The organism is Cupriavidus sp. 21MJTG02-4, from assembly GCF_057798975.1.
In genome coordinates this window covers 308,694-332,491 of the sequence record NZ_JBYOJP010000005.1, presented here as the reverse complement: position 1 = coordinate 332,491, position 23,798 = coordinate 308,694, and the positions used below count along the sequence as shown (strand labels likewise).

At 63.6% G+C, this 23,798-nt stretch carries 21 protein-coding genes and 1 pseudogene; 6 read left to right on the top strand and 16 right to left on the bottom strand.

Going from position 1 to position 23,798, the window contains the following annotated elements; all coding sequences use genetic code 11:
* Positions 1–47: 47 nt before the first annotated feature.
* Positions 48–2,276: a TonB-dependent receptor gene (locus AC3FKH_RS13200; protein WP_488676109.1), complete on the bottom strand. Its 2,229-nt coding sequence runs from the start codon at positions 2,274–2,276 to the stop codon at positions 48–50.
* Positions 2,277–2,419: 143 nt separating this feature from the next.
* Between AC3FKH_RS13200 and AC3FKH_RS13195 the strand changes: the two are divergent.
* From AC3FKH_RS13195 to AC3FKH_RS13180, 4 genes and pseudogenes are all read left to right on the top strand, one after another.
* Positions 2,420–2,743: pseudogene (locus AC3FKH_RS13195) on the top strand (TCP-1/cpn60 chaperonin family protein); the annotation flags it as partial.
* Between the two features lie 496 nt (positions 2,744–3,239).
* Positions 3,240–4,487 (top strand): TadE/TadG family type IV pilus assembly protein, encoded by a 1,248-nt coding sequence (locus AC3FKH_RS13190; protein WP_488676107.1) that lies wholly within the window; start codon positions 3,240–3,242, stop codon positions 4,485–4,487.
* 8 nt (positions 4,488–4,495) lie between these two features.
* Positions 4,496–4,975, top strand: coding sequence for a TadE/TadG family type IV pilus assembly protein (locus tag AC3FKH_RS13185; protein WP_488676106.1), 480 nt, complete (start codon positions 4,496–4,498; stop codon positions 4,973–4,975).
* On the top strand, positions 4,968–5,414 hold the full coding sequence (locus AC3FKH_RS13180; protein ID WP_488676104.1) for a TadE/TadG family type IV pilus assembly protein: 447 nt from the start codon (positions 4,968–4,970) through the stop codon (positions 5,412–5,414). The genes AC3FKH_RS13185 and AC3FKH_RS13180 overlap by 8 nt, the downstream gene beginning before the upstream one ends.
* Before the next feature lie 202 nt (positions 5,415–5,616).
* On the opposite strand, the gene AC3FKH_RS13175 is transcribed toward AC3FKH_RS13180, so the two are convergent.
* From AC3FKH_RS13175 to AC3FKH_RS13120, 12 genes are all read right to left on the bottom strand, one after another.
* Positions 5,617–6,402: a metallophosphoesterase gene (locus AC3FKH_RS13175; protein WP_488676102.1), complete on the bottom strand. Its 786-nt coding sequence runs from the start codon at positions 6,400–6,402 to the stop codon at positions 5,617–5,619.
* Between the two features lie 225 nt (positions 6,403–6,627).
* On the bottom strand, positions 6,628–7,608 hold the full coding sequence (locus AC3FKH_RS13170; RefSeq protein WP_488676100.1) for a type II secretion system F family protein: 981 nt from the start codon (positions 7,606–7,608) through the stop codon (positions 6,628–6,630).
* An 89-nt stretch (positions 7,609–7,697) separates the two neighbouring features.
* The gene (locus AC3FKH_RS13165; RefSeq protein ID WP_488676098.1) at positions 7,698–8,675 is read right to left on the bottom strand and encodes a type II secretion system F family protein; all 978 of its coding nucleotides are present in this window, start codon (positions 8,673–8,675) and stop codon (positions 7,698–7,700) included.
* Between the two features lie 45 nt (positions 8,676–8,720).
* Entirely contained in the window at positions 8,721–10,100 is a 1,380-nt protein-coding gene (locus AC3FKH_RS13160) for a TadA family conjugal transfer-associated ATPase (RefSeq protein ID WP_488676096.1), read from the bottom strand.
* A 50-nt stretch (positions 10,101–10,150) separates the two neighbouring features.
* Complete coding sequence (locus AC3FKH_RS13155; RefSeq protein WP_488676094.1) at positions 10,151–11,344, bottom strand: CpaE/TadZ family protein; 1,194 nt, start codon at positions 11,342–11,344, stop codon at positions 10,151–10,153.
* 63 nt (positions 11,345–11,407) lie between these two features.
* Positions 11,408–11,749: a hypothetical protein gene (locus tag AC3FKH_RS13150; protein ID WP_488676092.1), complete on the bottom strand. Its 342-nt coding sequence runs from the start codon at positions 11,747–11,749 to the stop codon at positions 11,408–11,410.
* Positions 11,750–11,781: 32 nt separating this feature from the next.
* Complete coding sequence (locus AC3FKH_RS13145) at positions 11,782–13,674, bottom strand: type II and III secretion system protein family protein (protein ID WP_488676090.1); 1,893 nt, start codon at positions 13,672–13,674, stop codon at positions 11,782–11,784.
* Between the two features lie 66 nt (positions 13,675–13,740).
* The gene (gene cpaB / locus AC3FKH_RS13140; RefSeq protein ID WP_488676088.1) at positions 13,741–14,583 is read right to left on the bottom strand and encodes a Flp pilus assembly protein CpaB; all 843 of its coding nucleotides are present in this window, start codon (positions 14,581–14,583) and stop codon (positions 13,741–13,743) included.
* 40 nt (positions 14,584–14,623) lie between these two features.
* Entirely contained in the window at positions 14,624–16,036 is a 1,413-nt protein-coding gene (locus AC3FKH_RS13135; RefSeq protein ID WP_488676086.1) for a DUF8689 domain-containing protein, read from the bottom strand.
* 68 nt (positions 16,037–16,104) lie between these two features.
* The gene (locus AC3FKH_RS13130) at positions 16,105–16,611 is read right to left on the bottom strand and encodes an A24 family peptidase (protein WP_488676084.1); all 507 of its coding nucleotides are present in this window, start codon (positions 16,609–16,611) and stop codon (positions 16,105–16,107) included.
* A gap of 28 nt (positions 16,612–16,639) precedes the next feature.
* Positions 16,640–16,813 (bottom strand): Flp family type IVb pilin, encoded by a 174-nt coding sequence (locus AC3FKH_RS13125; protein WP_488676082.1) that lies wholly within the window; start codon positions 16,811–16,813, stop codon positions 16,640–16,642.
* Positions 16,814–16,908: 95 nt separating this feature from the next.
* Positions 16,909–17,091: a Flp family type IVb pilin gene (locus AC3FKH_RS13120; RefSeq protein WP_488676081.1), complete on the bottom strand. Its 183-nt coding sequence runs from the start codon at positions 17,089–17,091 to the stop codon at positions 16,909–16,911.
* A gap of 960 nt (positions 17,092–18,051) precedes the next feature.
* Between AC3FKH_RS13120 and AC3FKH_RS13115 the strand changes: the two genes are divergently transcribed.
* Positions 18,052–19,302 carry a glycosyltransferase family 87 protein gene (locus tag AC3FKH_RS13115; protein WP_488676080.1) on the top strand — a complete coding sequence of 417 codons (1,251 nt, stop codon included), beginning with the start codon at positions 18,052–18,054 and terminating at the stop codon, positions 19,300–19,302.
* An 82-nt stretch (positions 19,303–19,384) separates the two neighbouring features.
* Positions 19,385–20,407 carry a glycosyltransferase family 2 protein gene (locus AC3FKH_RS13110; RefSeq protein WP_488676078.1) on the top strand — a complete coding sequence of 341 codons (1,023 nt, stop codon included), beginning with the start codon at positions 19,385–19,387 and terminating at the stop codon, positions 20,405–20,407.
* Positions 20,408–20,431: 24 nt separating this feature from the next.
* Here AC3FKH_RS13110 and AC3FKH_RS13105 read toward each other — a convergent pair whose 3' ends face one another.
* From AC3FKH_RS13105 to AC3FKH_RS13095, 3 genes are read right to left on the bottom strand one after another with little or no spacing between them, the layout of a single operon-like run.
* A complete protein-coding gene (locus tag AC3FKH_RS13105; RefSeq protein WP_488676076.1) occupies positions 20,432–20,821 on the bottom strand; it encodes a GtrA family protein in 390 nt (129 codons plus the stop codon).
* Positions 20,818–21,552, bottom strand: a complete 735-nt coding sequence (locus AC3FKH_RS13100) for a class I SAM-dependent methyltransferase (protein ID WP_488676075.1) — start codon at positions 21,550–21,552, stop codon at positions 20,818–20,820. Before AC3FKH_RS13100 ends, AC3FKH_RS13105 begins: the two co-directional genes overlap by 4 nt.
* 28 nt (positions 21,553–21,580) lie before the next feature.
* Positions 21,581–22,957, bottom strand: coding sequence for a sigma-54 dependent transcriptional regulator (locus AC3FKH_RS13095; protein ID WP_488676074.1), 1,377 nt, complete (start codon positions 22,955–22,957; stop codon positions 21,581–21,583).
* Positions 22,958–23,798 lie beyond the last annotated feature (841 nt).

Here is a 23,798-nt window from a genome sequence, read left to right as displayed (position 1 = left end):
GATCGCTCTTGCAGTCGTGGCAGAAACGGGTTGCGGACCGCGCACGGTCAGAAGTCGACCGTTGCCGAGAGCAGCACCGTGCGCGGTGCCGCCTGCGAGAATCCGCCCCACGATGTCACGCCCGCCCAGTAGTCCCGATCGAACACATTGAGGATATTGGCGCGGAACGTGGTTGCCTTGCCGCCGATCCTGGTCGCATAGCGCGCACCCACGTCGAAGCGGGTCCACGCCGGCAGGCTTGCGGTGTTGGCCTGGTTCACGTACTGGCTGCTCGTATAGATCACCGCGCCGGTCAGCGTGAGGCCAGCCACCCACGGCAGATCCCACTCGGCGCCGAGGTTGGCCTGCACGTCGGGCACGCCGATGGCCGTCTTGCCGACCGCGGCGGCGGAGGCGGACCTGGTGATCTCGCCATCGATCCATGCAATGCCGCCCAGCAAACGCACGCGCGGCGTCACTTCGCCGAAGACATTGAACTCCAGGCCGCGGTTGCGCTGTTCGCCGTTGATCGAGAACACATTGCCGTCCAGTTGTCCGGCGGGCTTGGCAATCTGGAACGCGGCGAGCGTGGTGGTGAAGCGCCCGAAGTCGAACTTGGTGCCGATCTCGTATTGCCCGGCCTTGTAGGGCGCAAACGTTTCGCCGGCATTGCTTGCGGTGGGGGGCGCGATATCGCCCTTGCTCAGGCCCTGGATGTAGTTGGCGTAGACCGAGAACCCGCGCGAAGGCTGCACCACGAGGCCGACCATCGGCGTGGTCGCACTCTCGTCATAGGACGCCGCCACGGCGCCGGTAGTCTGGTTGAAGTTGCGCGACTTGACGCGCTGCTGGCGCGCGCCCAGCGTCAGCAGGACGCGCTCGTCGAGGAACGACAGCGTATCGGAGAGCGCCAGTCCGCTCAGGTCGTTGTCCGACAGCCGGGGCACCTGGGCTGGCGCCGGCAGATTCTGCGCGGGTCGCGTGACGGGATTGTAGATGTTGGAAGAGACCGGCGTGCCGCTGGTGAAGGCGCGATCGAGGCTGTCGGAGTAGGCGCTGGCCTGGAAGGTGACTGCGTGGCGCACCGGGCCGGTCTCGAAGCGTGCCCGCAGGCCCGCGTCGAAGGTCGAGCGATCGACCTTGAACTTGTAGTACGTGGGGGTGCTGAGCGTATCGCCCTGCGTATTGACGATGGCGGGCGTGGTGCCGAACACGCGGTCGACCCGGCTCCACGCGCCGCCCGCGCTGGCGAACGCGGTCAGGTCGTCGGTGATTTCGTATTCGGTATGGAACAGAACCGACTCTTCGCGGTTCTTGGAGTACTCCCAGGGCTGCGTGACATTGCGCCGCCCGTCAGGTGCCGGCGGCACGGGAACACCGCTGGCGACCATGAAGGGACGCCCCGGGGCGTCGATCCGCTCTTCCTGCGCAATCACGTCGAGCGAGGCACGCAGGCGCTTGCCCCGGTAGTCGAGCGCGACCGCGCCGACCGGCGCCTTGCGCGACTGGTTGTCGGCGGTGGTGTCGCCCTGGTAGTAGCTGCCGTTCACGCGGATGCCGAACTCCTTGTCCTCGCCGAAGCGCCGCGCGACATCGAGATGCCCGCCGAGTTGCGAGTCCGATGCATAGCTCGCGGTGAACGAGGTCAGGTCCTCGTTGGCGCGCTTGGGCACGATATTGATGACACCGCCCACGCCGCTGTTGGGCGACATGCCGTACAGCAGCGCGGCCGGTCCCTTCAGGACCTCGATGCGCTCCGCGTAGTCGGTGAACACGCGATAGGTCGGCGCGACCCCGTACAGCCCGTTGAAGGCGATCTCGCCGGCATTGCCTTCGCCGATCGGAAAGCCGCGGATGTAGAAGGTGTCGATATTGGCCCCGGAAAGCCCGGTCGCGCGCACGGACGGGTCCTTGCTCAGCGCATCCGCCACCGTGGCGGATTGCTGGTTCCGGATCATCTCCGACGTATAGCTCGTGACGTTGAACGGCGCCTTCATGACGCTGGTGTCCCCGAGCATGCCGAGCCGGCCGCCCCGTGCGACTTGTCCGCCGGCATAGGGAGGAGGCGGCTCGTCCTTGTCGCTGCTGGCGCTGACGGTGACCTGGGGCAGGGTGTGCGCCTCGGGCGCGACAGGGCTGTCGGCGGCGGATGCGCTCTGTGCCCACGCGGTATGGAAATGGACCGTGGCCAACAGCCCGATCAGCGCCTGCGACGGCGCGAACGGCCTGGTGGCGATGACTGGACAGACTGGTGCAGTACTGCGAACGCTTTTGAAACGGCGACCCTTAGCCGGCATGTCAGACCTTTCATAGTTGGTGGCTGGATGTCGGGGGCGCTGTTTGCGGCGTCTTCCTTGTGCGCAGCATTGAATTTTTTGAAATCCTATTGAAAATGAGAAGCGTTATCAAGTAGATTATGGGAACACTTTGGTGTCGCGGGCGAACCGTGCTGCGCGCCATGGAAGAGCCCCTGCGCCAGATCGTGCTGAACGCTGGTGAAGAAGCTTCGGTCGTCGTTGCCAAGGTCATCGAAGGCAAGGGCAACTACGGCTACAACGCTGCTTCGGGCGAGTACGGCGACCTGGTGGAAATGGGCGTGCTGGACCCGACCAAGGTCACCCGCACCACACTGCAGAACGCCGCTTCGGTGGCTTCGCTGATGCTGACCACTGACTGCGCCGTTGCTGAGCCGCCGAAGGGTGGAAGGCATGATGTAAATCACGCCGACCGACTGCCGGCCCGGGAGAGGCGGCAAGCTGTCTGAAAAGACCTCCGCAAGCGAAGGCTTGCGGGGGTTTTTGCTTGTGCCGGCGCATGGCTGGCGACCGTGCCTGTCGCCAAAGGTATGAATCAAACCTGCAACACGCGGCGTGGTTCGGGCGGGAGCTGCGGGGGCGCCAATACGCCGCAGCCCTACCGCGAGTGCATCCGCTGGCACTATTGAGGCGGTCGCCCCGGCCTGGTCTGGTTGCGGGACAGCTTCGGGACCGCAATGCCTCCTGCTTTCCGGTTCCCGCGTTTCATTTCTTGATCGCTTACTGGCTGACAGCCTGTCGGCCCGTTCCGCCATTGGATCGATACCAATTGCCATACGCCTCGCCAAGAATGCATGTACGTCGGTAGGGCTTGGGAAGATTTAACGGGTTGTCTGCACGCATGCGCATGCGCATTCGCGCCGCTGACGGATGGCAATGCTCGTTCGGACCCGTTCCCGCAATCCGCCCCATCGTGCTCACATGAATATCCAAGGGCGAAGCCATATGTCCAGGTACGACAACAAGAAGGAAAGAGGGGTCATTCTTCCGATTGTGGGCCTGACCCTTGCCGTGCTGCTGGGCATGGCGGGGCTGGTGATCGACTTGGGCGGGCTTTTTGTGGCCAAGACGGAACTGCAGTCGGCCATGGATAGTTGCGCATTGGCCGCGGCGCAGGAACTCGATGGCCTTCCGGATGCGCTGACACGTGCCACCAGCGCGGGCTTGGTCGCTGGCAATGCGAACAAGGTGCGCTATCAAAAATCTGCGGTGTCGCTTGCATCCGCCGATATCACGTTCAGCGACAGGCTCAGCCCGTTCACGGCAACGACCTCCGCCGCCACTGCGGGCTATGCGAAGTGCGGTCGCACGACCAGCGGCATTGTGGCTTATCTGATCGGTTTGGTTGGCGGTGCATCGAGCAATGCCGTCGCTGCCGTTGCCGTGGCCACGCGTGCCCACGCGCAGAGTGCTTGTGCAGTTCCACTCGGCTTGATCATGAAGAATGGCTCGAGCAGCCCCGACTACGGCTATTCCACTGGGGATTGGGTCCTCATGCGTCATGACAACAGCACGGCCTCGCCAGGCGAGATGGGTTGGTACAACTTAAATGGTAGTAATAAGGCGACTGACACACGCGACGAATTGCTCAACGGCTACTGCGGTTCCAAGGTCAAGGACCAACTGGGTACGCCTGGAAACCAGGCAACGGTCGACGATATCTGGAACAGCCGACTCGGAATCTACAAAAAGATCACGACGGAAATAGCCTCCATGCCGCCCGACTATACGGGTTATGCATATACATCGACAAACTGGCCAGCGCAGGCAAACGCTTATGACGGCCCGAATCCGACTTGCAAATCCACCACCTGCCCCACCGCCGAAAATTACAAGACAAAGCGAAGCGCAAATGCGAACTATGCAGACAAGGGAACGACCCTTGCGCAAGGAGATGCCATAACCAACGAAAACATAGGTCCAGGTGGATATAAGGATGTGGCGTCGTCCGGCTCACAGGGGGATCTAGCGAAATATGGCTCGGACCGTCGCCTTGTCATCGTGCCCGTCATCACGTCGACCGGCCTGGTCAAGGATTTTGCCTGCATGCTGATCCTGCACCCAGTGGCGAAGAATACGAAGATTGCCTATCTCGAGTACCGGGGCAATGCAGGAAACGCGAAGAGTCCCTGCCTTGCCAATGGCCTGGCTGGTGGCACCACGGGGCCGCTGGTTCCGGTTCTTGTTCAGTAGAGGGAACAATGAAAACGAGGCAAAAGGGTGTTGCTCTGATCGAACTCGCCATTACGCTGCCATTGCTGCTGGCGATCACCTTCGCCGTGACGGAATTCGGCCGAGCCATCTACACCTACAACACGCTGGCGAAGGCTACGCGCGACGCGGCACGGTATCTGACCACGCAATCCGCGGGCAATACCAATGCATGGGCGACCGCGCAGAATCTTGTCATATATGGGGTTCCGTCAGCGGGGACCACGACCCTTGTTCCGGGACTGTCGACGAGCATGGTCGCGATCTGCGATGCCTCCGTATGCGCAGCAAACAAGAGTGTAGGGAGCGCTCCGTTGATCAACACGGTGACAGTGACGGTGACGGGATACAAGTTCAGTCCGATACTGGACCTATTGGCGTTTACGCGCTTCTATACCGGAGGCAATACGGGCATTGCATCGTTAACCTTTGGAGACATCTCTGTCACCATGAGGCAATCCTATGAATAAATATCAGAGCGGTGCGACGGCGGTCGAGTTTGGCCTCGTGGCGATCATATTCTTCAGTGTCCTGCTCGGGATCCTGGAGTTCGGGCGCGTCCTCTATACATGGAATGCCGTTGCTGAGGCTACCCGCTGGGGCGCCAGGCAAGCAGTTGTCTGCGATCGGAGTTCTGCGTCGGTGCTAAGCAAAATGCAGACGATTGTGCCCAGTCTTGATTCATCGACTGTCGCCATCGACTGGTACGATGCAAACGGCATTAGTGCAAGCTGTGACGCCGCTACCTGCACCGGCGTCGCAATCAGAGTGAAAGGATTGACGATATCCCCAGTATCTCCGGCTGCCTGGATCGGATTTTCGAGCCTGGCGGTGCCAGGATTCGTAACTTACCTTCCGCGGGAGATCATGGGGCAAGATCCTGACAGTAGCTCCGTCTGCACGTCGTAGGACATCGGCGTGCGAAGATGCTCTTGCTTGAACCCTGTTCCGACATATGCGGATTGCGCTCAGCTCCATTGTTGGTGGATGACGCGATCCTTGATGAAGTTGAGCCATTACCAGAGCGTCTATGGCAGGCGCAACATGATTTGGACGACATCAAATCCCCGCAGGACCGACGGGAGCGTTGATGTTCACGCTCCATGAACACTCAAAGCTCCACCACGTAGCACCAATCAAATCTCGTATTCTCCAACTCTCCCGTACGCCGGCTGACATAGCCACGCGGATTGCAAACCACGCGCGAGTCGTCAAGGTAATAATCAAAGCTGGTATGCGTATGGCCGTGGATCCACAGATCGGCCTGCGCCACCAGATCAGGCCGTCGCGACAGGAAGCCGGCGGATACCAGGTCGTGCGAATAGCGCGGATCCAGGCTGCCGAGGTCGGGGCCGTGGTGGGTTACCACCACGGTCTTGCCATCGAATGGCTGGGCCAGCTGCCCCGCGAGCCACGCGGAGGCGGCGTCGTGCCGCGCCAGCGCGTCTGCCGGCAGGAAGTGCCGCAGGTGCCCGTCGCGGCCGTCGAGCTCGATCAGGCGGTGGTCAAGCATCACGGACGAACACGCCTGCATCGACTGCTCGCGCCGGTCGGTGCCGAACAGGTTGTAGTCGGTCCACCAGGTCGTGCCCAGAATGCGTACCCGTTCGCCATCCGTGCCGAATTCCATTACCGCTCCATTGAGCACATGCACGCGGGGATAGGCGGCAGCAGCGTCTGCCATCAACCGGTCGACGGTATCGAAATTTCCTTCGTAGTACTCATGGTTGCCCGGCACGTAGATCACCGGCTGGTCGAACGTGTTCGCTGCCCAGTCGATGCCGTTGCGGCCATTGGCGATATCACCGGCCAGAATCACGATATCGGCCGCGCAGGCCGGCACCGTCTGCGGCATAGAGTGCTCGATATGCAGGTCGCTTAGGATACGTAGTTTCATGGGGACTCCGGCGAATTCGTTCGGACCGCGCCGTGGCAGGGCGACAGTGCTTGAATTCTTAAGAAGGCCGGCGATCCGGTCAAGTCCCCGGCTTCGGGGCGACGCTGCGCAGCGGCTCGCGCAACAGGCGAAAAAGCCCGGAGCCAGGTCCGGGCAAAGACCGTCTTGCCGGCGTTGCACCGGGAGACAGCCGGGGGAACCGTTTCCGGTTGCCCGGAAGGCCTCTCAGCCTTGTCCGGCCATGGTCGGCAGCAAAACGCGATAGATCTGGATAAATGCCGGCCCCATCACGACCAGCAGCAAGGAAGGGAAGATCGTGAAGATCAGCGGGAACAGCAGCTTCAGCGCAATCTTGGCGGCCATTTCCTCCGCTCGCAGGCGGCGCTTGGTGCGCAGCATTTCCGACAGCACGCGCAGCGAATCTCCCAGGCTGGTGCCGAAGCGATCGGCCTGGATCAGCATGGATGCAAACTTGTCGACGTCTTCCACACCCGTGCGCAGCGAGAGGTTGGACAGTGCCTTCTCCTTGGAGAAGCCCGAGCGCAGTTCGAGCAGCATCAGTTGCAGTTCATCGGCCAGGACCGGGCAGCGCAGGGCCAGTTCGTCTGCCACGCGCATCAGTGCCGCATCCAGGCCGAGGCCGGCTTCCACGCATACGGTCAGCAGATCGATCACATCGGGAAACTCTTCGAAGACCGTGCGCTGGCGTTCGGCGACCTTGCGCGCCAGGACGAAATTCGGCAGATAGTAGCCGACGGCGGCAAGCACCGTCAGCAAGGCCAGCATGGTCTGCTGTTGTTGCAGCGCCGGTTCACCGGTGGCAGCAATCAGGCCGATGGTTGGCAGCGCGACAGCCAGTACCGTCTTGGCGGTAAAGTACAGCGGGGCCGCGCTTGCGCGACGCCAGCCGGCGTTCATGAACCGCACACGCAGCTGCGACCCTTCCCATCCCTCCTTTGGCAGCGACAGGCGCGAGACGGGCTGTGCCCACTGCGCGGCCTTGTCGATCCACGTTTGCTGCCCTCCGGGGTCGCCGGCCAGCTGGCCGGCCTGGGCCGCCTGGCCCGCGAGCTGTTCGGCGCGGCCGCGCATGCGGTTGGGCGCGAAGGCATAGAGTACGCCGAATACCGTGCCGAATGCTGCCACGAAGATCAGCCCAAGCACGACAAGCTGATCGGACTGAAACCCCTGAATGATGCCTAGCATGATGGACTCCCGTCTGGCTGACTGCCCGTGCCTGTGTGTCGAAGCACTATGCGGTTCGAGTTATGCCTGCCCCTACGCTGGTCGGTACGTCAGACCCGGATGCGAATGATCTTGCGCATCCACAGTACGCCGAGCGTCATCGACACCAGCGCACTCCCGACCAGCTGCAGGCCGATCGGGTCTTCCCACAGCACCTTCATGAAGCCCGGGTTGACGATCATGATCATTCCAGCGGTCGCGAAGGGCAACAGGCCGAGCACCCAGGCAGACATGCGTCCTTCCGCGGACAGCACCCGGATCTTGGCGAACAGTTTCAGGCGCTCGCGCACCATGTTGCCAATGGTGTCGAGGATCTCCGCCAGGTTGCCGCCGCTTTCGCGCTGGATCAACACCGCGATGACGAAGTAACGCAGGTCGCCGACCGGTACCCGTATGGCCAGGTTGGTCATAGCTTCATCGAGCGCCACGCCGTAGTTGATTTCTTCGAACGTCGTGTGGAATTCAGGGCCGATCGGCGCCTTCATTTCCTGGCCGACCATGCCAAGCGCGCCGCTGAACGCATGACCGGCGCGCAAGGCACGGGCGATCATGTCGACGGCATCGGGCAACTGGGCTTCCAGTAGCTGGATCCGCTTGGCGCGCTGACGCGACACATGAAGGATCGGCAGGATTGCAGCGAGCGAGGCGGCGACCAGCATTAGCTGCATGGGCACCGGCGCCACCGGGATCAGCGCGACGGTGCATAGGGCCACGGTCGCGCAGTAGCCCAGCAACTGGGCCACCGACCACGAGCTACCGGACTGCTCCAGCCAGCGGTCGAGCGCCCCGACACGCGGCATGCTCATCAGCCATTTCTGCATGCGCGGCGAGTCGGCGAGCAGCCGCTTCTTCAGGATCGACAGCTGTTCGGCACCGACCTGGCCCCCGGCGGACAGCGCCCGCAATCGGGCCTCGATGCGCTTGGCCGCCGCACCATGCGTGCTGTTCCACCAGATGAAGACGCCCTCGACGCAGAGCACCACGGCCACAAACAACAGAATGCCGAAGGCATAGAAGATCATGCTCATGACTGTCTCCGCATGGCGTTATCGCTGTGAGATTCCGTGACTGCCTCAGACTTCATGGCGCTTGGCCGGATCGTAGGTTTCGTCGGGCAGGCCCACGCCGAATACGCGCAGGCGTTCGGCAAACTTGGGGTACACCCCCGTGGCGCGGAAATGGCCGCGCACGGTGCCGTCCTTGTCGACGCCAGTGCGCTGGAACGTGAAGATCTCCTGCATGTTGATGATGTCGCCTTCCATGCCGGTGATCTCCGAGATGCTGATGATCTTGCGCCGGCCATCGGTCAGGCGCGCGGCCTGGACGATCACCGTGATCGCCGACGCGATCTGCTGGCGCATGGCCTTGGCCGGCATGGTCAGGCCCGCCATGCTGACCATGTTCTCCAGGCGAGTCAGGGCATCGCGCGGCGTGTTGGCGTGGATGGTGGTCAGCGAGCCTTCATGGCCCGTGTTCATGGCGTTGAGCATGTCCAGTGCCTCGCCGCCGCGCACTTCGCCCAGGATGATCCGGTCCGGGCGCATCCGCAGTGCGTTGCGCACCAGCGCACGCTGCGTGATCTCGCCCTTGCCCTCGATATTGGGCGGGCGCGTTTCCAGCCGCAGAACATGGGGCTGGCGCAGTTGCAGTTCGGCCGCATCCTCGATGGTGATCACGCGCTCGTCTTCGGGGATGAATCCCGAGAGGATGTTCAGCAGCGTGGTCTTGCCGCTGCCGGTGCCGCCCGATACGAGCACGTTAACTTTCGCCTTGGACAGTGCCTGCAGCATCTGCGCCATCGGCGGCGTCAGGCTGCGCAGTTCCACCAGGTCCGAAACCTGGAGCGGATTGACGGAAAAGCGACGGATCGAAAGCAGGGGGCCATCGATGGCCGAAGGCGGAATGATGGCGTTGACGCGCGAACCGTCTGGCAGGCGCGCATCGACCATCGGGCTGGTCTCGTCGATACGGCGGCCCACGCGCGAGACGATCTTTTCGATGACTTTCATCAGGTGCGCATCGTCATAGAACACCACTGTGGTCAGTTCCAGCTTGCCGCGCCGCTCGACATAAGTCTGACGTCCGGTATTGACCAGGATGTCCGAGACTGTCGGGTCCTTCAGCAGTGGCTCCAGCGGGCCGAAGCCGAACATCTCGTCGTAGATCTCGACCGTCAGCTGGCGCCGTTCGTTGTCGTTGAGCAGAACCCTTTGTTCGTCGATGATCAGGTTCACCAGCGTGGCGATCTCATGCTTGACCTGGTCTTGCGGAAAGCGCGCCAGGCGCTCCAGCTCCACTCGGTCCAACACGGTTTCATGCACTTCGCGCTTGAGTGCGTGGTAGCCCGGTGACGCGGCGCCGCCGGCAGGCGTTGCCATCGTGAACTGGATCGAGGCATGGCCGTTGGTCGTGTTTGCCGGGCTGGTCCCGGCAAGCTGTTCGCGGATTGACATGATGGGTTCCTTCATCTTGAATGGGGTTCAGCGCTGCCAGGCGGCCGTCGTCAGGTGCTCTTGGTGCGCAACATCAGGCGTCGCAGCGGCGATACGGCCGGGCCTTTGCTAAGACGGTTGCTCTCGGACGGTGTGGCCAGTTGTGCAGCCATGGCCTGCAGCGCCCGCGTGATGGTGCTGCGCCGGCTCAGCTTGCCAACCGGTTCGCCGTGGCTGACGGCTTCGTCCACCGCCGACGGGTCGTCGGGCAGGGTGAGCGTCACCTTCATGCCGAGGATTTCTTCCATGGTCGCGCGCGGCACTTCGTTCTTGCGGCCCATGCGATTCAGTACAACCTGGACCTTACCCGCCGGGTAGTGCAGGGCGTGCAGGATGTCGAGCAGGCGGCGGCTTGGTCGCCCGCACGCGACAGAGGGCTCCGTCACCACGTAGATGCGCTCGCTGTGGTCCAGCATGCTGATCGACAAGGGATCGATGCTCTGGCCCATGTCGAACAGGATGAAGTCATAGTTCGGCTGCGCGACGGACAAGATCCACTCGAGCTTGTCCTTCTGGATCTTCGTGGCCGAGACCGGGTCCGTTGCTCCTGCCAGCAGGTCAAAGCCACTGTCTACGTGGACCACGCAGTTATCAAGGAAAGCAGCATCCAGGCGGTCGACCTGGTCGCACACGTCGGGCAGCGTCGACGGCGGGGTCTTGTCGCTGACGATGTGGGTCAGGTCGCCGAAGTGCCGGTTCAGGTCTACCACCAGCACGCGCTTGCCATGTTGCCTGGCAAGCATGTCGCCGAGATTGGTGGTGACGAAGCTGGTGCCCACGCCGCCCTTGCAGGCAATCAGCGAAATGACCTGGGCGGCTTCCTGCGCGCGCGGCACGTGGGTGGCTTCGATCCGCCTCAGGGCCTCGGCCAGCTGTGCCTTGTCCAGCGGCCACGACAGCACATCGCGGATGCCGGCGCGCATCGCCTTGATCAACACGTCGGGGCTGGGCGACTGCGTGACCAGGATGCAGGGCAGGTCGGTGTGTTGCTGGCGCAGGGCCTCGATCGACAGCATCTGCGCCGGCCCCAGGTCCGGCACCTCCACGACCAGCATGTCCGCCATGCGCAGCCGACCAGCATGGAGCGGGAAGCGGGCCAGGCCTTCCTGAAGCGACATGGCTCGGAAGTTCCCGACGGCGGCACAGAGTCGGCTGATCTCAGCCAGCCGTTCGGCGTCCTCGGATGCAATCAGGATCTTCAGCATGATGTCCTCGTGTGTCTCTGTTCTGGTTGCCTGGGTCCGGAGTGAAGATGTGCTGCGGCGGGCTCAGCGGCTACCGCCGCCACCCATGCCGACGCCGCCGTAGCCGCCCGCGCCGAAGTCGATGCCGAAGCCCCCGGTCGTGGCGCCGGTCGTCTGCATGCGGATCAGCGAGCGGTCAAAGTTCCGCATCGCCGCCACCGCCGTCTTGCCGTCGGTGCCAGTGACAGTCGGCAGGCCGGCCGGCGCGTCGGGGTTGATGATCTGCATCTGGTTGACCGTGGCGAGTGCCACGCCCCGCTGGCCATCCCACACCGGGGTGGTTGTCATGCAGGCCGACAGTCCGAGGCAGGACAGGGCGCCCGCCACCAGGGCGGTGCTGCGCGGAAGCTTCGAGATCTTGCTCATGGTTGCTCTCCTGTTTGCTGTGGCGCGGCGGCTCAGTTGCTGCCCGACGCGGTGCCGTTGGCCGTGCCGGCCGTCCGCGCCAGCGCCAGGCGCGCGGCGGTGGCTTCGATGCGCGCGATGCGCGCGGCCGAGTCCTCCGGCGGCGGCAGCGCCGCCACGCTGCGCGCTGGTGCAGCGGGCGCCCTGGGTGCGGCGGCCACCGGCTGCGGGGCCGTTGGGGCCGGTGCGGGCGGCGTCGCCGGGGACGGCGCTGCCGCCGTGGAAGGCTGTTCCAGCGGCCGGCCATTCGGCGTGGCCGAGATCGACGTGGCCGGATTGGCTTCGCTGCGCGGCGCCGACGGCGCGGTGGCGGGCGCTGCTGCCGGAGCCGGAGCGGCCGGTTGCGACGGGGCCGGGGCGGGCGGCGCATTGCGGTGGCCTTCCATATTGCCCATGAAGTACAGCGAGAACGGGTCAGGCGTGGCGAAGCTGTCTGTCGGCAGCGGGTAGTTGTTGGTCGCCATCGGCTTGACCAGGCGCGGCGTGATGATGAACACCAGTTCGGTCAGATCCTGCTGGTACTGCGTGCTGCGGAACAGCGTGCCCAGCACCGGCACTTCGCCGGCACCCGGCAGCGCCTTGAGCGAGCCGCGCGCGCTGTCCTGCAGCAGGCCGCCAATGGCGAAGCTTTCGCCATCACGCATCTGCACCGTGGTGGAGGCGCGGCGGGTGGTGATGAGCGGCAAGACAGTCTGGCCCGCCAGGCTGCTGCCACTGACCGTGGCGCCGGTCGGCGACAGCTCGGATACTTCCGGTGCCACCTTCAGGTGGATGCGGCCGTTGGCGAGCACCGTGGGCGTGAACTTCAGGCCCACGCCGAACTCTTCTTCCTGCAGCGTGACGGTGCCGGCGCCGTTCAGCACGTTGGCCTGCGCCACCGGGATGTAGATCTTCCCGCCGGCGAGGAAGCTGGCTTCCTGGCCGCTGATGGTGACGAGGTTTGGCTCGGCAAGGATCTTCACCAGGCTGTCGTTCTTCTGCGCGTCAATGGCAAACTGGAACGGCTTGTTGTTGGCCTTGCTGCCGAAGATCGCCCCCGAGGCGCCGGTCAGCAGCGACGTCACCAGGCCGCCGGTCCAGGAGCCGAAGCCGCCTTGCAGGTTCACCGAGGAGCCAAGCTGGTTCAGCAGCGTCTTCGAGACCTCCGCCACCTTCACTTCGAGCATCACCTGTTGTGGCGTATCGACGGACAGCATGTTCAGCACACCGCCTTTCTTGGTGGCGTCGCCACCGCCGGCTTGCGCCGCATTGGCATAGGCCTGCGCAATCTCCATGGCTTGCTGGGCCGACTGCGAATTGGTGACGCTGCCCGTCAACACCAGGTTGTCGGCGGCCGTCATGACCTTGATGCCGGGTTCGCCGGGCAGGAGCTGGCCGAGCGATGTCTGCAGCCCGCCGGCATCGGCGTTGACTATCACATTGATGATGCTGCAACTGCCGCTGCGGCCCTGCACGATCATGTTGGTGGTTCCCACCGCGCGCCCCAGCACATAGAGCGTCTGTGCCGAGACCATCGTGGCCTGCACCACGTTCGGGTTGCCGAGCGTTCGGTTCTTTACCGGTTCCTGCAGCGTGATCAGCTGCGACTTGCCGACCGGCACTATCACGCTCGACTCAGCCCGGACCGAACCGGTGCAATTGGGTCCGCGCGCATCCGCGGCAGGCACCGGCGCCCCAGCCCCGGCGGGTGCCGTGCCCGCTGGCGCCATGCTGATGGTCATCTGCATCGGCGCCTGGGGCGCCTTGGCCGCCGCGGGCACGGTGGCCTTGCCCACGTTGCCGGCTTCGATGGCGGCTTGTGCCGCGGCGGCCAGCGGTGTGCAGAGGATGGCAGCCAGCACCAGGATGCGGGTGCCGCTGGCGGCTTCGGATCGTTTCTGGTTCATTTTGAATCTCCCCCCGGAGAAGGCTGTGTTGCAGCTCGAAATTCGTGGATACCGTGCGCTACGAGATCAGAAGCACTCGATGCCGCCCTGGATGCCTGCCAATACGCCGACACAGTTGCCCGAGTGCGGCTGCGCGGCCACCGTACGGGTCTTGACCACGGTGCGCGTCTGCGTCTGCGTGACCACCTTGACCTGGGGCGCTTCCGGCGCCTTGCCCAGCAGCGTGCCCTTGGTCGCGCCGCCGGTATTGATGTCGGCCACGTCCATCTGGTTGCGCAGCACCAGCGACAGGGTTCCCACGCTGCGCGCCACGTCCAGCTTCTCGGCCTGGTCGGGCGTGACTTCCAGCGTCACTGCGTTGACCACCTTCGGCTGGGTGTCGTCGCGGCTGACCTGCTGGGCCACGGCCAGCACCAGGATCTTCTCGAGCACGATCTTCGAGATGCTGTTGTTCTGCGTGGTCTTGGCTTCCTCATTGGTATTGACGATCACGTCGACGTAGTTGCCCGGCAGCGCGAAGCCGGCCACGCCCACCACGTCGTTGACGCGCACCGTGATGGCCCGCTTGCCGTCGTTGATGACAGCGGACAATCCGCCCTTGGTGCCTACGGGTGCGAGCTTCGCGTCGAGAACCGGCTCGCCCCGCTGCAGGCTGGTCCGGACCACGCGGCCTTCGAGCAGCTTCAGGTCCTCGAACGCGCCGGGCGGCACGCTGGCGGTGGGCCAGTTGACCAAGCGCAGCTGGCTGCCGTTCAGCGGCTGCCCGAGGTTCAGGTCGTTGGCGGCCACCACCACTTGTTTGACGGAACTGGACGACTGCTCCATCAGCCATCGCGACGCCGATACCACAGCCGCCACGCCGGCGAGCAGGGCAATCAGTAGCATCAGGATTGCGCGTGTGTTTTTCATGATGACTCTCCCCTGGAAGTTCCGTGTTGATTGGTACGGTTCAGCTTGCCGCGCGCTGGTCGATGGACCAGTGATGACGATGAGTACCGGCCGATGGCATGCCTTCGGCCGAGGTCCGCAATCCGTAATAGGCTTGCCATGCGGCGAGCAGTCCCTCCTGCGTGACCTGCGGAGCATGGCCGTGATAGCGCACGCCCGACGCAACCAGGCGCAGCAGGTCGCGCGGCAGGCAGGCCATCAGCGGCGTATCGCTTTCGTAATGCAGGCTGTCGACCAGGAATTCGAAAGCGGTGTCGGCGCTGGTCAGTCCGAGATCCGCGGCGGTGCGCTGGTACACCTCGCGGTAGTCGTCGATCGCCAGTGGCCCTACATAGAGCTTGCTGCCCAGGCGGCGCAGGAAGGCATCGTCACCGAGCGCCGAGGGCTCGAGGTTGGTCGAGAACACCGGCCAGACGTCGAAGGGCACGGAAAAGCGTACGCCGGTCTGCAGCGTGAACATGTCGACCGAGCGGTCCAGCGGCACGATCCACCGATTGAGCAGGTCATCGACGCCCACCAGCTGCCGGCCCAGGTCATCGATGATGTAGATGCCGTTGTTGGCTTTCATGTGCGGCGGCGCCTGATAAAAGCCGGCGGTGCGGTCGTAGCGCAGGTCCAGCATGGCCAGCGTAAGCTCGCCGCCGGTAAGCACCACCGGGCGGTGGCACAGGACCCAGCGGCGGTCCAGCGAACGGTGTGCCATCGACGCCTCGTTGTCACTGAAGGGCACATGCACCAGCGGGTCGAACACCTGGATGATCTCGCCGGCCACGGTGATTGCATGCGGCACCGGCACGGCGCCCGGCAGCAGCATGCCCAGGCGCTGCGCCAGATAGGTCTTGCCGCTGCCAGGTGGGCCGTAGATCATCAGCGCGCGGCAGGTGTTCAGGGCCATGCCGATCGCATCCAGCAGGTGGACCGGGATCACGAGGTCATGGAAGGCTGCGGTGACATCGGCCTTGGTAACGGAGCCGTGGCTGACCGAGTGGTGCTTGACGGCTTCGATGTAGGCATCGAGGCTGACGGGTGCCGGACCGTTGTAGCTGCAGCGCGCGGTAGCCTCGGCGGCGCGCGTGTAGCCGGCATCGGTGAGGCGGAAGCGCACGTCGAGGTCGCTGGCGCCGCGGTGCGCGATTTCCAGCAGGCGCTCGCGTACCGCGATCGTGGCGATTTCGTTGACGACAACAGCGGGCAGCTTCAGCGTGTCGGTCAGCACCGCGAGGGTAACGGTGCGGTGCAGGTAGGCGGCCTTCATCAGCTGGCCTAGCAATTGCGCCGTCTCAAGCCCGGTATCGGCAACGCTACGCGGCAGCACATGCCAAGGCGGCAGCGTGCCATGGTCGACGCCAGTCCTGCCGACTGCAACGGATTCCAGGTGCCGCTGAGCATGCCCGGTGTCATGTTGCTCGTTCATTGCCGTCCCCCCGAAACTCGATGTCGTTATCGTCCACGCGTACCCATGGCGCAGCTACTGTGCAGGCATCAGGCACTCATGAATAGCGTGATGACCGTGCCGGCGGCGATGGCAACGCCATAGGGCAGGGAGCCGACCGAGGCTGCATGGTGGCCCGTCCTGCCAAGGCCGATCACGTTGTGAAACAGCTGGCCGCCTTGCCCGGAGCGCAAGGCGACAGCCAGGCCCCACAGCCCGCCCAGTACGAATGTCGCCAGCGCAATGCGCAAGGCCATGCCCGAGCCTAGCCAGCCGCCGACGGCAGCCATCAGCTTGACGTCGCCGGCGGCCATGCCCCGCAGCATGTAGAACGGCAGGAGGAGGAGCAGGCCAGTCAGCCAGCCCAGGGCCCATACCCCGATCCCTGCACCGAATCCATGGAGGTGGATGTTGGCCGCGCAGGCAAGCAACCATGCGCCGAACGTCAGCCAGTTGGGAATGCGGCGCCGCTGGATATCCGAGGCCGCCGCCGTCAGCACGATGGCAATCAGGCAGGGGCCAACAAACGGTGCTTGAGTTGTCAGTTCGATGGGCATGATCGGTCGTCCGGTTCTGTTCCGGTGCTCACGGCATCGCTGCAGCGACTCTGTCGAACAGGTCGCGGACCGTCTGTCCAAGTGCTGTGACCGAGGCGATGATCACCAGTGCAATGAGCATGGCAATCAAGGCGTACTCGATCGCCGTCACGCCTTCGTCGGCACGAGCAAAAGCCAGCACGCCTTCAAACTTTCTGAACATGACGGTTCTCCAGTGGAGGACATGTTTTCGTAAGGGTGACTTGCGCGAACGGCATCCCGTCGCCCGGACGCCATTCGCGCTCCCCTTCACCCGGCTTACGTTGCCGGAGTCAGCGCGCTCTGGATCTTGTCGAAGACCGTGCTCAGCTTGGTACCGACAAGCGTGGCACCGGCAATGATCAGGAGCGCGATCAGTGCGGCGATGAGGCCGTACTCGATTGCGGTAACGCCATCTTCTTCAGTGAAGAAACGCTTGGTGTTGTCGATGAGTTTTTGCATGACAATCTCCTTCAGTTGAGGGCACTGCTATTGCGGATGAACTACTGGCAAGACGACGGGCTTCGGGCGGTCCGCAGGTGGCGCAGTCATGAAACGGCCACTGTCCGCCCCGGATCCTCTGCGGCATTTGCCGGGCTGAGCCTGGTGCGCCAGGAGGACGGTTGGATGCCCTTCGTAGCGTGAGGTCCCTCGGCTTGCTCAGGTCGAAGCCCCCCGAAGCTGCAGAGCCCATGCGTGCCCGCGATGCGATGGTTTCGCGGGAACGAATGCGCCGGGCATGTCTTTGATCTGCTTCCATCATTTGCGAGTACCTCGGTTCCCCGTTTCTGATTGGCTTTCTCTCCCCGTCACCGGGCAGCGCGCCTCTCTTACTGCATCCCCGCTGGATGGTGCCGCTCCATGCCGGGTACGCAGTCCAACGCAAAAGCTGGGCCACCCCGTTGGAAGGCTTGATCCATAAGGGATTTCGATGGCTTTGGCGTGGCGGCGCCGGGGTGAGGGCTGCCGCAGCCATGCCAGCGTTTCCGCGGGGAATCGTGCTTATTTCCCTGGCCGCGAAGTGGGTGTAGGCCACTGAGATGGGATCGAGGCCGTCCGCGCCGAAAAAGGATGAGTCCGCCCACTACTTTTGGATGGCATCAGCGTCGCCGCGTCAGGTTCCACGGGCTTAAAGTCGTAGAGCCAGGTGGCCGGCGCATCGACTACCAGCGTTTCATTCTGGAAACGGGCGCTCTTGCTGGCCAGGCGTGCTGGCTGAAAATCGTGCGGGCGTCGACAGGAAAGCCCGCAAACGCTGGCAACGGCTCTGCGTTCACGATTGAAACATTCGCAGAGCGCTGACATGAAGGGGTTCGCCAGATTCTTCTGCGTCGCTTGTTTATTTGCGACTGCCTGACAAGAATAGATCGACGTGATAGGCGGCCGCTTTGCCTTGCGCGCCATTTCGAGGAGAGGGGAGCAATGAGCAACATGGAGCATGGCTCGATGGCAGCGCTGTATCCGTCGACGTCCAGGCATTGGCTGGATCGGGGCCGCGTGCGCTTCTACAGCCTGTCCATGCTGCTGGTCTATCTGGTGTTCATGGTCTTGTGGGCCTGGGAAAGCAAGGGCTTCACATCGGACCGGGTCGTGCGCCCTGGCGGAGACTATTCCGTGTTCTGGAGTGCGTCGTACCTGGCGCTGAAGGACGGCGCGGCGAAGGTGTATGACTATGCGGCGCTTGAGCCGGTGATCAAGGCTTTCGGAGCGGTCAAGGGCGATGGAAATTTCTATCTGCCTTGGCTATATCCACCGACATTCCTGTTGCTGGTCCTGCCTCTGTCGTTGTTGCCATTCGCCTTGAGCTACCTGCTTTTCATTTTCGGCACGGCCGCCATCTATGTCACAGCGCTGCTGAAGATCCTGGATCTGCGCGCTGCACCGCGCCACTTGTTGTGGCTGCCCGTGCTCGCATTTCCCGGTCTGCTGGAGGCAGCAATGATTGGCCAGAACGCCATGCTGACCGCGGGAATTGCGGCATGGTCCCTAATCCAGCTAACGCGTCGGCCGGCGTTGGCCGGGGTCCTCATCGGCTTGTTATGCGTAAAGCCGCAGCTTGCAATCGTATTCCCGGTCGTGCTGATCTCTGCCCGTGCATGGACGGCATTCTTCGCCGCTGCGGCGACAGCGTTGGCAATGGTTGCACTGAGCTCTGCCCTGTTTGGTTGGGAAACCTTCTCCGGGTTTGTCGCAAACAGCAGTTCTGTCATGGCGCATGTGCTGGAGCAAGGGAGCAGTGCGTGGTACGCAAGTCCGACAGTATTTGCCATGCTGCGCACGTTTGGTGCTCCGGTCCCAAGCGCGTACTGCGCGCAGTTTCTCTCGGCCGCCTTTGGCATCCTTACCCTGGTCAAGGTCTGGCGAAGTCAGGTGCCGATGGAGTTGCGTTTCGCTGCGTTGGCTGTGGCCACCCTTCTGGTCAGCCCATACCTGTGGTTTTATGAGTTGACCTGGCTGGGTATCGCCATCGCCGGTTTGACGGTCGACGGCGTGCGCCGTGGCTGGATGAAAGGGGAGCGGGAGCTGCTGTCGGCTGCCTGGCTTCTGCCGTTTTTTCTGGGGATAAATCGATTGGTAGAAATTCCCCAAGTCGGGCCGGTCGTGACGTTGCTGCTCATGGCAGCAATCCTTCGCAGGGCCCGGCAAGTTATTCCGGAACCAGGCGCCAGATAAATACGGAAGGCAAATACCAGGCGCGCAGGAGTGCGTTCATTGGCGGCGTTTCAGTGAGTCACGCCGCATCGGGGAGAGGATCATGACGGGCCCATACGATGTCAGAATGCTTTCACTGGTTGTGCCTTGCTACAACGAGTCGGCAAGCATCGCGAGCTTCTTCGATTGCGTCGTGCCGATCCTGGAATCCATTGACCGCATCCGCTTCGAAATTGTGTTGGTAAATGACGGAAGCACAGACGATACGCTCGTCCAGATGCTTGCGTGCGCGCACCGCGACGAGCGCGTGCGCGTAGTGGACCTGACGCGCAATTTCGGCAAGGAAGCCGCACTGACTGCCGGGCTCGATGAAGCCCTGGGCGATGCCGTGATTCCCATGGACGTGGACCTGCAGGATCCGCCCTCACTGATTCCCGAACTGGTCGCGCGCTGGCGCGAAGGTGCCGAAGTCGTGCTGGCGCAGCGGAGCAGCCGCGCGTGCGATTCCTGGCTAAAGCGCGTGACGGCGGCCAGCTATTACAGCATCCATAACCGCTTGTCCGACCTTCAGCTGCCCGTGAATGTCGGCGATTTCCGCCTGATGGACCGGGTGGTGATCAATGCACTCAAGCAGTTGCCGGAACGGCATCGTTTCATGAAAGGCCTGTTTGCCTGGGTGGGTTATAAGACGGCAATCGTCCGCTACGAGCGTGAGCCGCGCAGCGCTGGCCGCTCGAAGTTCTCCGGCTGGCGCTTGTGGAATCTTGCACTTGAGGGCATCACCAGCTTCAGTACGCTCCCGTTGCGCAGCTGGACCTATATCGGGCTGCTGATCGCCGCGATCGCCTTTGTCTATGGCACCTTCATCGTGGCGCGGACGCTGATATTCGGCGTCGATGTGCCCGGCTATGCCTCGCTGCTTTCGGTCGTGCTGTTCCTGGGTGGCATCCAGCTGATCGGGCTTGGCGTGGTGGGCGAGTATATCGGCCGGATCTACGATGAAGCCAAGGGGCGGCCGATCTACCTGATCCGCCGCCGCTACCAGGAGCTTGGCCAGGATCGGCAACTGGTGTCCGGGCGGCGGGTAATCCGGCTTGAGCGCGGGCACGCCGGGAACGGCCGCTGATGCCGTGGCCGATGCCGGGCCGGCCTATTTCCGATAAGTCCAGCTGCGGTGCGCCACGTAGGTGAACACGGGCACCATCACCACCACACAGGCAAGTCCGGCCCAATAGCTGGCGCCCAGGGACTGTGCGCTCCACGAAATGCCCATCGTCAGGCCCAGGCCGAGCAGCGATACGCCGGCAAAGCGGCCAAGGGTCCTGTGGTGCAGCCGAGACGAAAAGCTCCACAGCGTGTTGAGCAGATAGGAGCAGGCGGTCGCGCACAGGAAGGCCACGCCGTTTGCCGTAACCGGTGACGTCCCTATTGCGCTGATGAGCGTCGCGGCGACGGCGACATGGACGCCGGTCGAGCTTGCACCGGATACCAGGAACCGCGCGACCTGGCGGAACTCGCCCGTGCTGACGGCCGTGCTCACGATGCGCGGACGATTGCCATCAGCGAAATGCCGAAGGGCAGGGGCCGGCTGGAAAGCCAGTGACGTTCCGCGCTGAATAGTGTGTGCAGCGCGTTGTTGACTGATTCGGCCGGCACGCCGGCACCGCTTGCCTTCGTGCTGCCGCGCAACCGGTCGCCGAGGCGGGCGGTGACTGCCAGCGGCGACAGCAAGGTGTTGAAGTAGGTGATCCGCTCCATGCGCAAGCCGCAACAGCTGACCAGTGACTGCAATGATCCCTTGCTGTAACGCCGCTGGTGATGGAGGAACACGTCGTGGCGGCTCCAGAGCCACTGGTATGCCGGCACGGTGACCAGCACGGCTCCGCCTGGCTTCAGCATTCGCGCCGCGCAGTCGAGTGCGCCGTCATCATCGGCAATATGTTCCAGGCAATCCAGCAGGCAAACCAGGTCGAAGCTGCCTTCCGGAAACGGCATGTCGTCCGGGCACCTGCCGCAGCGGATGTCGTAGCGATTGCCGGTCTTTTCACGCGCCAGCTGCAAGGCGATGCCATCCATTTCCACGGCGCTTACCGTGCCGAACTGCGAAAGCATGGCAAGGTTGCCGCCGGTCCCCGAGCCGATTTCCAGGATCGACGCATCGGGCGGCAGGGCCAAGCCCGCCAGGACGGTCGCGAGAATGTCGCGCCGCCCGCGGAACCACCAGTGGCCGGCTTCGGTCTCGGCCATTTCAAGATAGGCGTCAGGGGACATGGAGGGGCTCCTCGGAGGTTGTCAAGGATCAGCCCTGCACACAGACCAGCCCCAGATCGCCCTTCTTCACCTGTAGCTTGTAGTCCCGCATCAACCTGAACAGCGTCACGCGCGAGATCCCGAGTTCCGCGGCCACATCGATCAGGCGTTCATGGTTGCGCTGCAGCGCCTCGACGATCGCGCCTTGCTCGGCGGCCTCGCGGATTGCCGCTAGCGTCTGCGGCCGTTCCTCTGCCGGTGCCGCCAGTTCCAGGTCTTCCGGCTGGATCACCCCGTCCTCACACATGGCCGCCGCGTGGCGGATGCGGTTGATCAGCTCGCGGACGTTGCCAGGCCACTCATGCTGCTGGATTGCGCGCAGTGCCGTCGGCGAGAAGCCCCTGATGTGATTCGGCGACTGCTTGCGCACGCCGGCGAGCATATGTTCGGCAAGCAGCATGAGGTCGCTGCCGCGCTCGCGCAACGGTGGCTGGCGCACGCGCAGCACGCACAGGCGGTGGTACAGGTCGCCGCGGAACCGTTCGGCCGCGATCGCCGCTTCCAGGTCGACGTGGGTGGCCGAGATGATGCGCACATCGACTTCGATGGATTCGGTGCCGCCCAGGCGCTCGATCTTGCCGGTTTCCAGGAAGCGCAGCAGGCTGGTCTGGCTTTCCAGCGGCATGTCGCCGATTTCGTCCAGGAACAACGTGCCGCCCTGCGCCATCTCGATGCGGCCGAGCTTGCGCTTGGCCGCGCCCGTGAACGCGCCGCGCTCGTAGCCGAACAGTTCCGACATGAGCAGCGTCGGCGGGATGGCGGCGCAGTTGACGGCGACAAAGGGCTTTTGCGCGCGATCGCTGGCGCGGTGGATCGCTTGCGCGGCGAGTTCCTTGCCGGTGCCCGATTCGCCCGAGATCAGCACCGGCGTGTCCCAGAGCGACACCTTCTCGATGCCGCGGAACAGTGCCTGCATGGCCTGGCAATTGCCGATCATGCCGTCCGGCCGCGCGCTGCTTGCACCCGCGCGCTGCGCGGCGGGGCGCATCTGCGCGATGCCTTGCGCGTGGCCGAGCGAATGCGCCAGATGCGCCAGCTCGAACGGGGCGGTGTAGTAGTCGACAAAGTAAAGGCCAAGCAGGCGGCGCGCCGCATCGCTCAGCGCGTCGCGGCTTGCGACGATGCCAATCCAGCTCAGCAGCGGATGCGATAGCCAGGGCTCGAAGGACTCCAGCTCGGTGTCGCTGAACCCGCTGTGGAGATCGAGCAGCGCGGCACAGGCCTGTGGATTGTGCGAAAGCGCGTCGAGATCATGCAGGCTCGACGCAAAGCTGATCTTCCAGCCGCGTTGCGACAGAGCCCGGCACAGTGTGGCGTCGTGATGCTGCGACAAGTAGAGCAGCGGACGATTGGCGTAAGCGCTCATACGATTTCCCCGGATCTTTTTTATTGACGAAACCGCTGCCAGCAGTTGCCGGACACCGGATTCGGTGGCCCTCAGGCCCGCTCCGGCCGCGCGTCGATGCCGCGTCGGCCAGGCGTCTTTCCCGAATTCTGTTTTTTTGCCAGGCCCGCTAGGCGGGCCTGGCTACACCCCTTGTGATGCCGGCGCACCGGCATCCCGCTCTGTTCGCGGTCCCCATCGCCGCCATGGTCATCCATGACTGGCTTTGACTGTCCAGGTCGCACGGGCCGCCCCCGCTGGCGCGACCCGTGGTTTCCTGAAAGACCTCTCCTGTACTTCCCGGCTCAGACCGCAACGGTATGCGTCGGTGCGAGCCGTTCCCTTCCGCGCGGCCCCGCGCTTACAGCACCAGCCCGAATCCCGCCCTGGGAAGCGGGGTCGTTCTGAAACTGATCTCCGTCGAACGTTTGCCAGCGTGTTGGCGCTTCGGTTTCAGACTTCCCCAATTCCGGGCTTCATGTTCGCGAGGACATATTCGCGACGAATGTGCCAGAGCCGGTTAAACGCATGAAAACAAAGGAAAAATTGTGGTTTTCCGAAATTCGTCGGGGCGTGGGAAAGTCAAAACGTTCCATTTCTGTTACTGCCCGGGTCGTCGAGCGCGGTTGGGCGCGACACAGTCATGGTGCAAACGACACGCATACTCATCTACTTGTGGATGAAGGGGCATTTCCTGTCGGTCGGTCCCTCCGGACGGGGGGAAGCGCTGTTGGAAGCGCCAGAGGGCCACGACACTGAGTCGGCACGCGAAGAGACCTCCGAATGGTTGCGCGTGTGTAACAAGGAACCGAAGCGATTACAC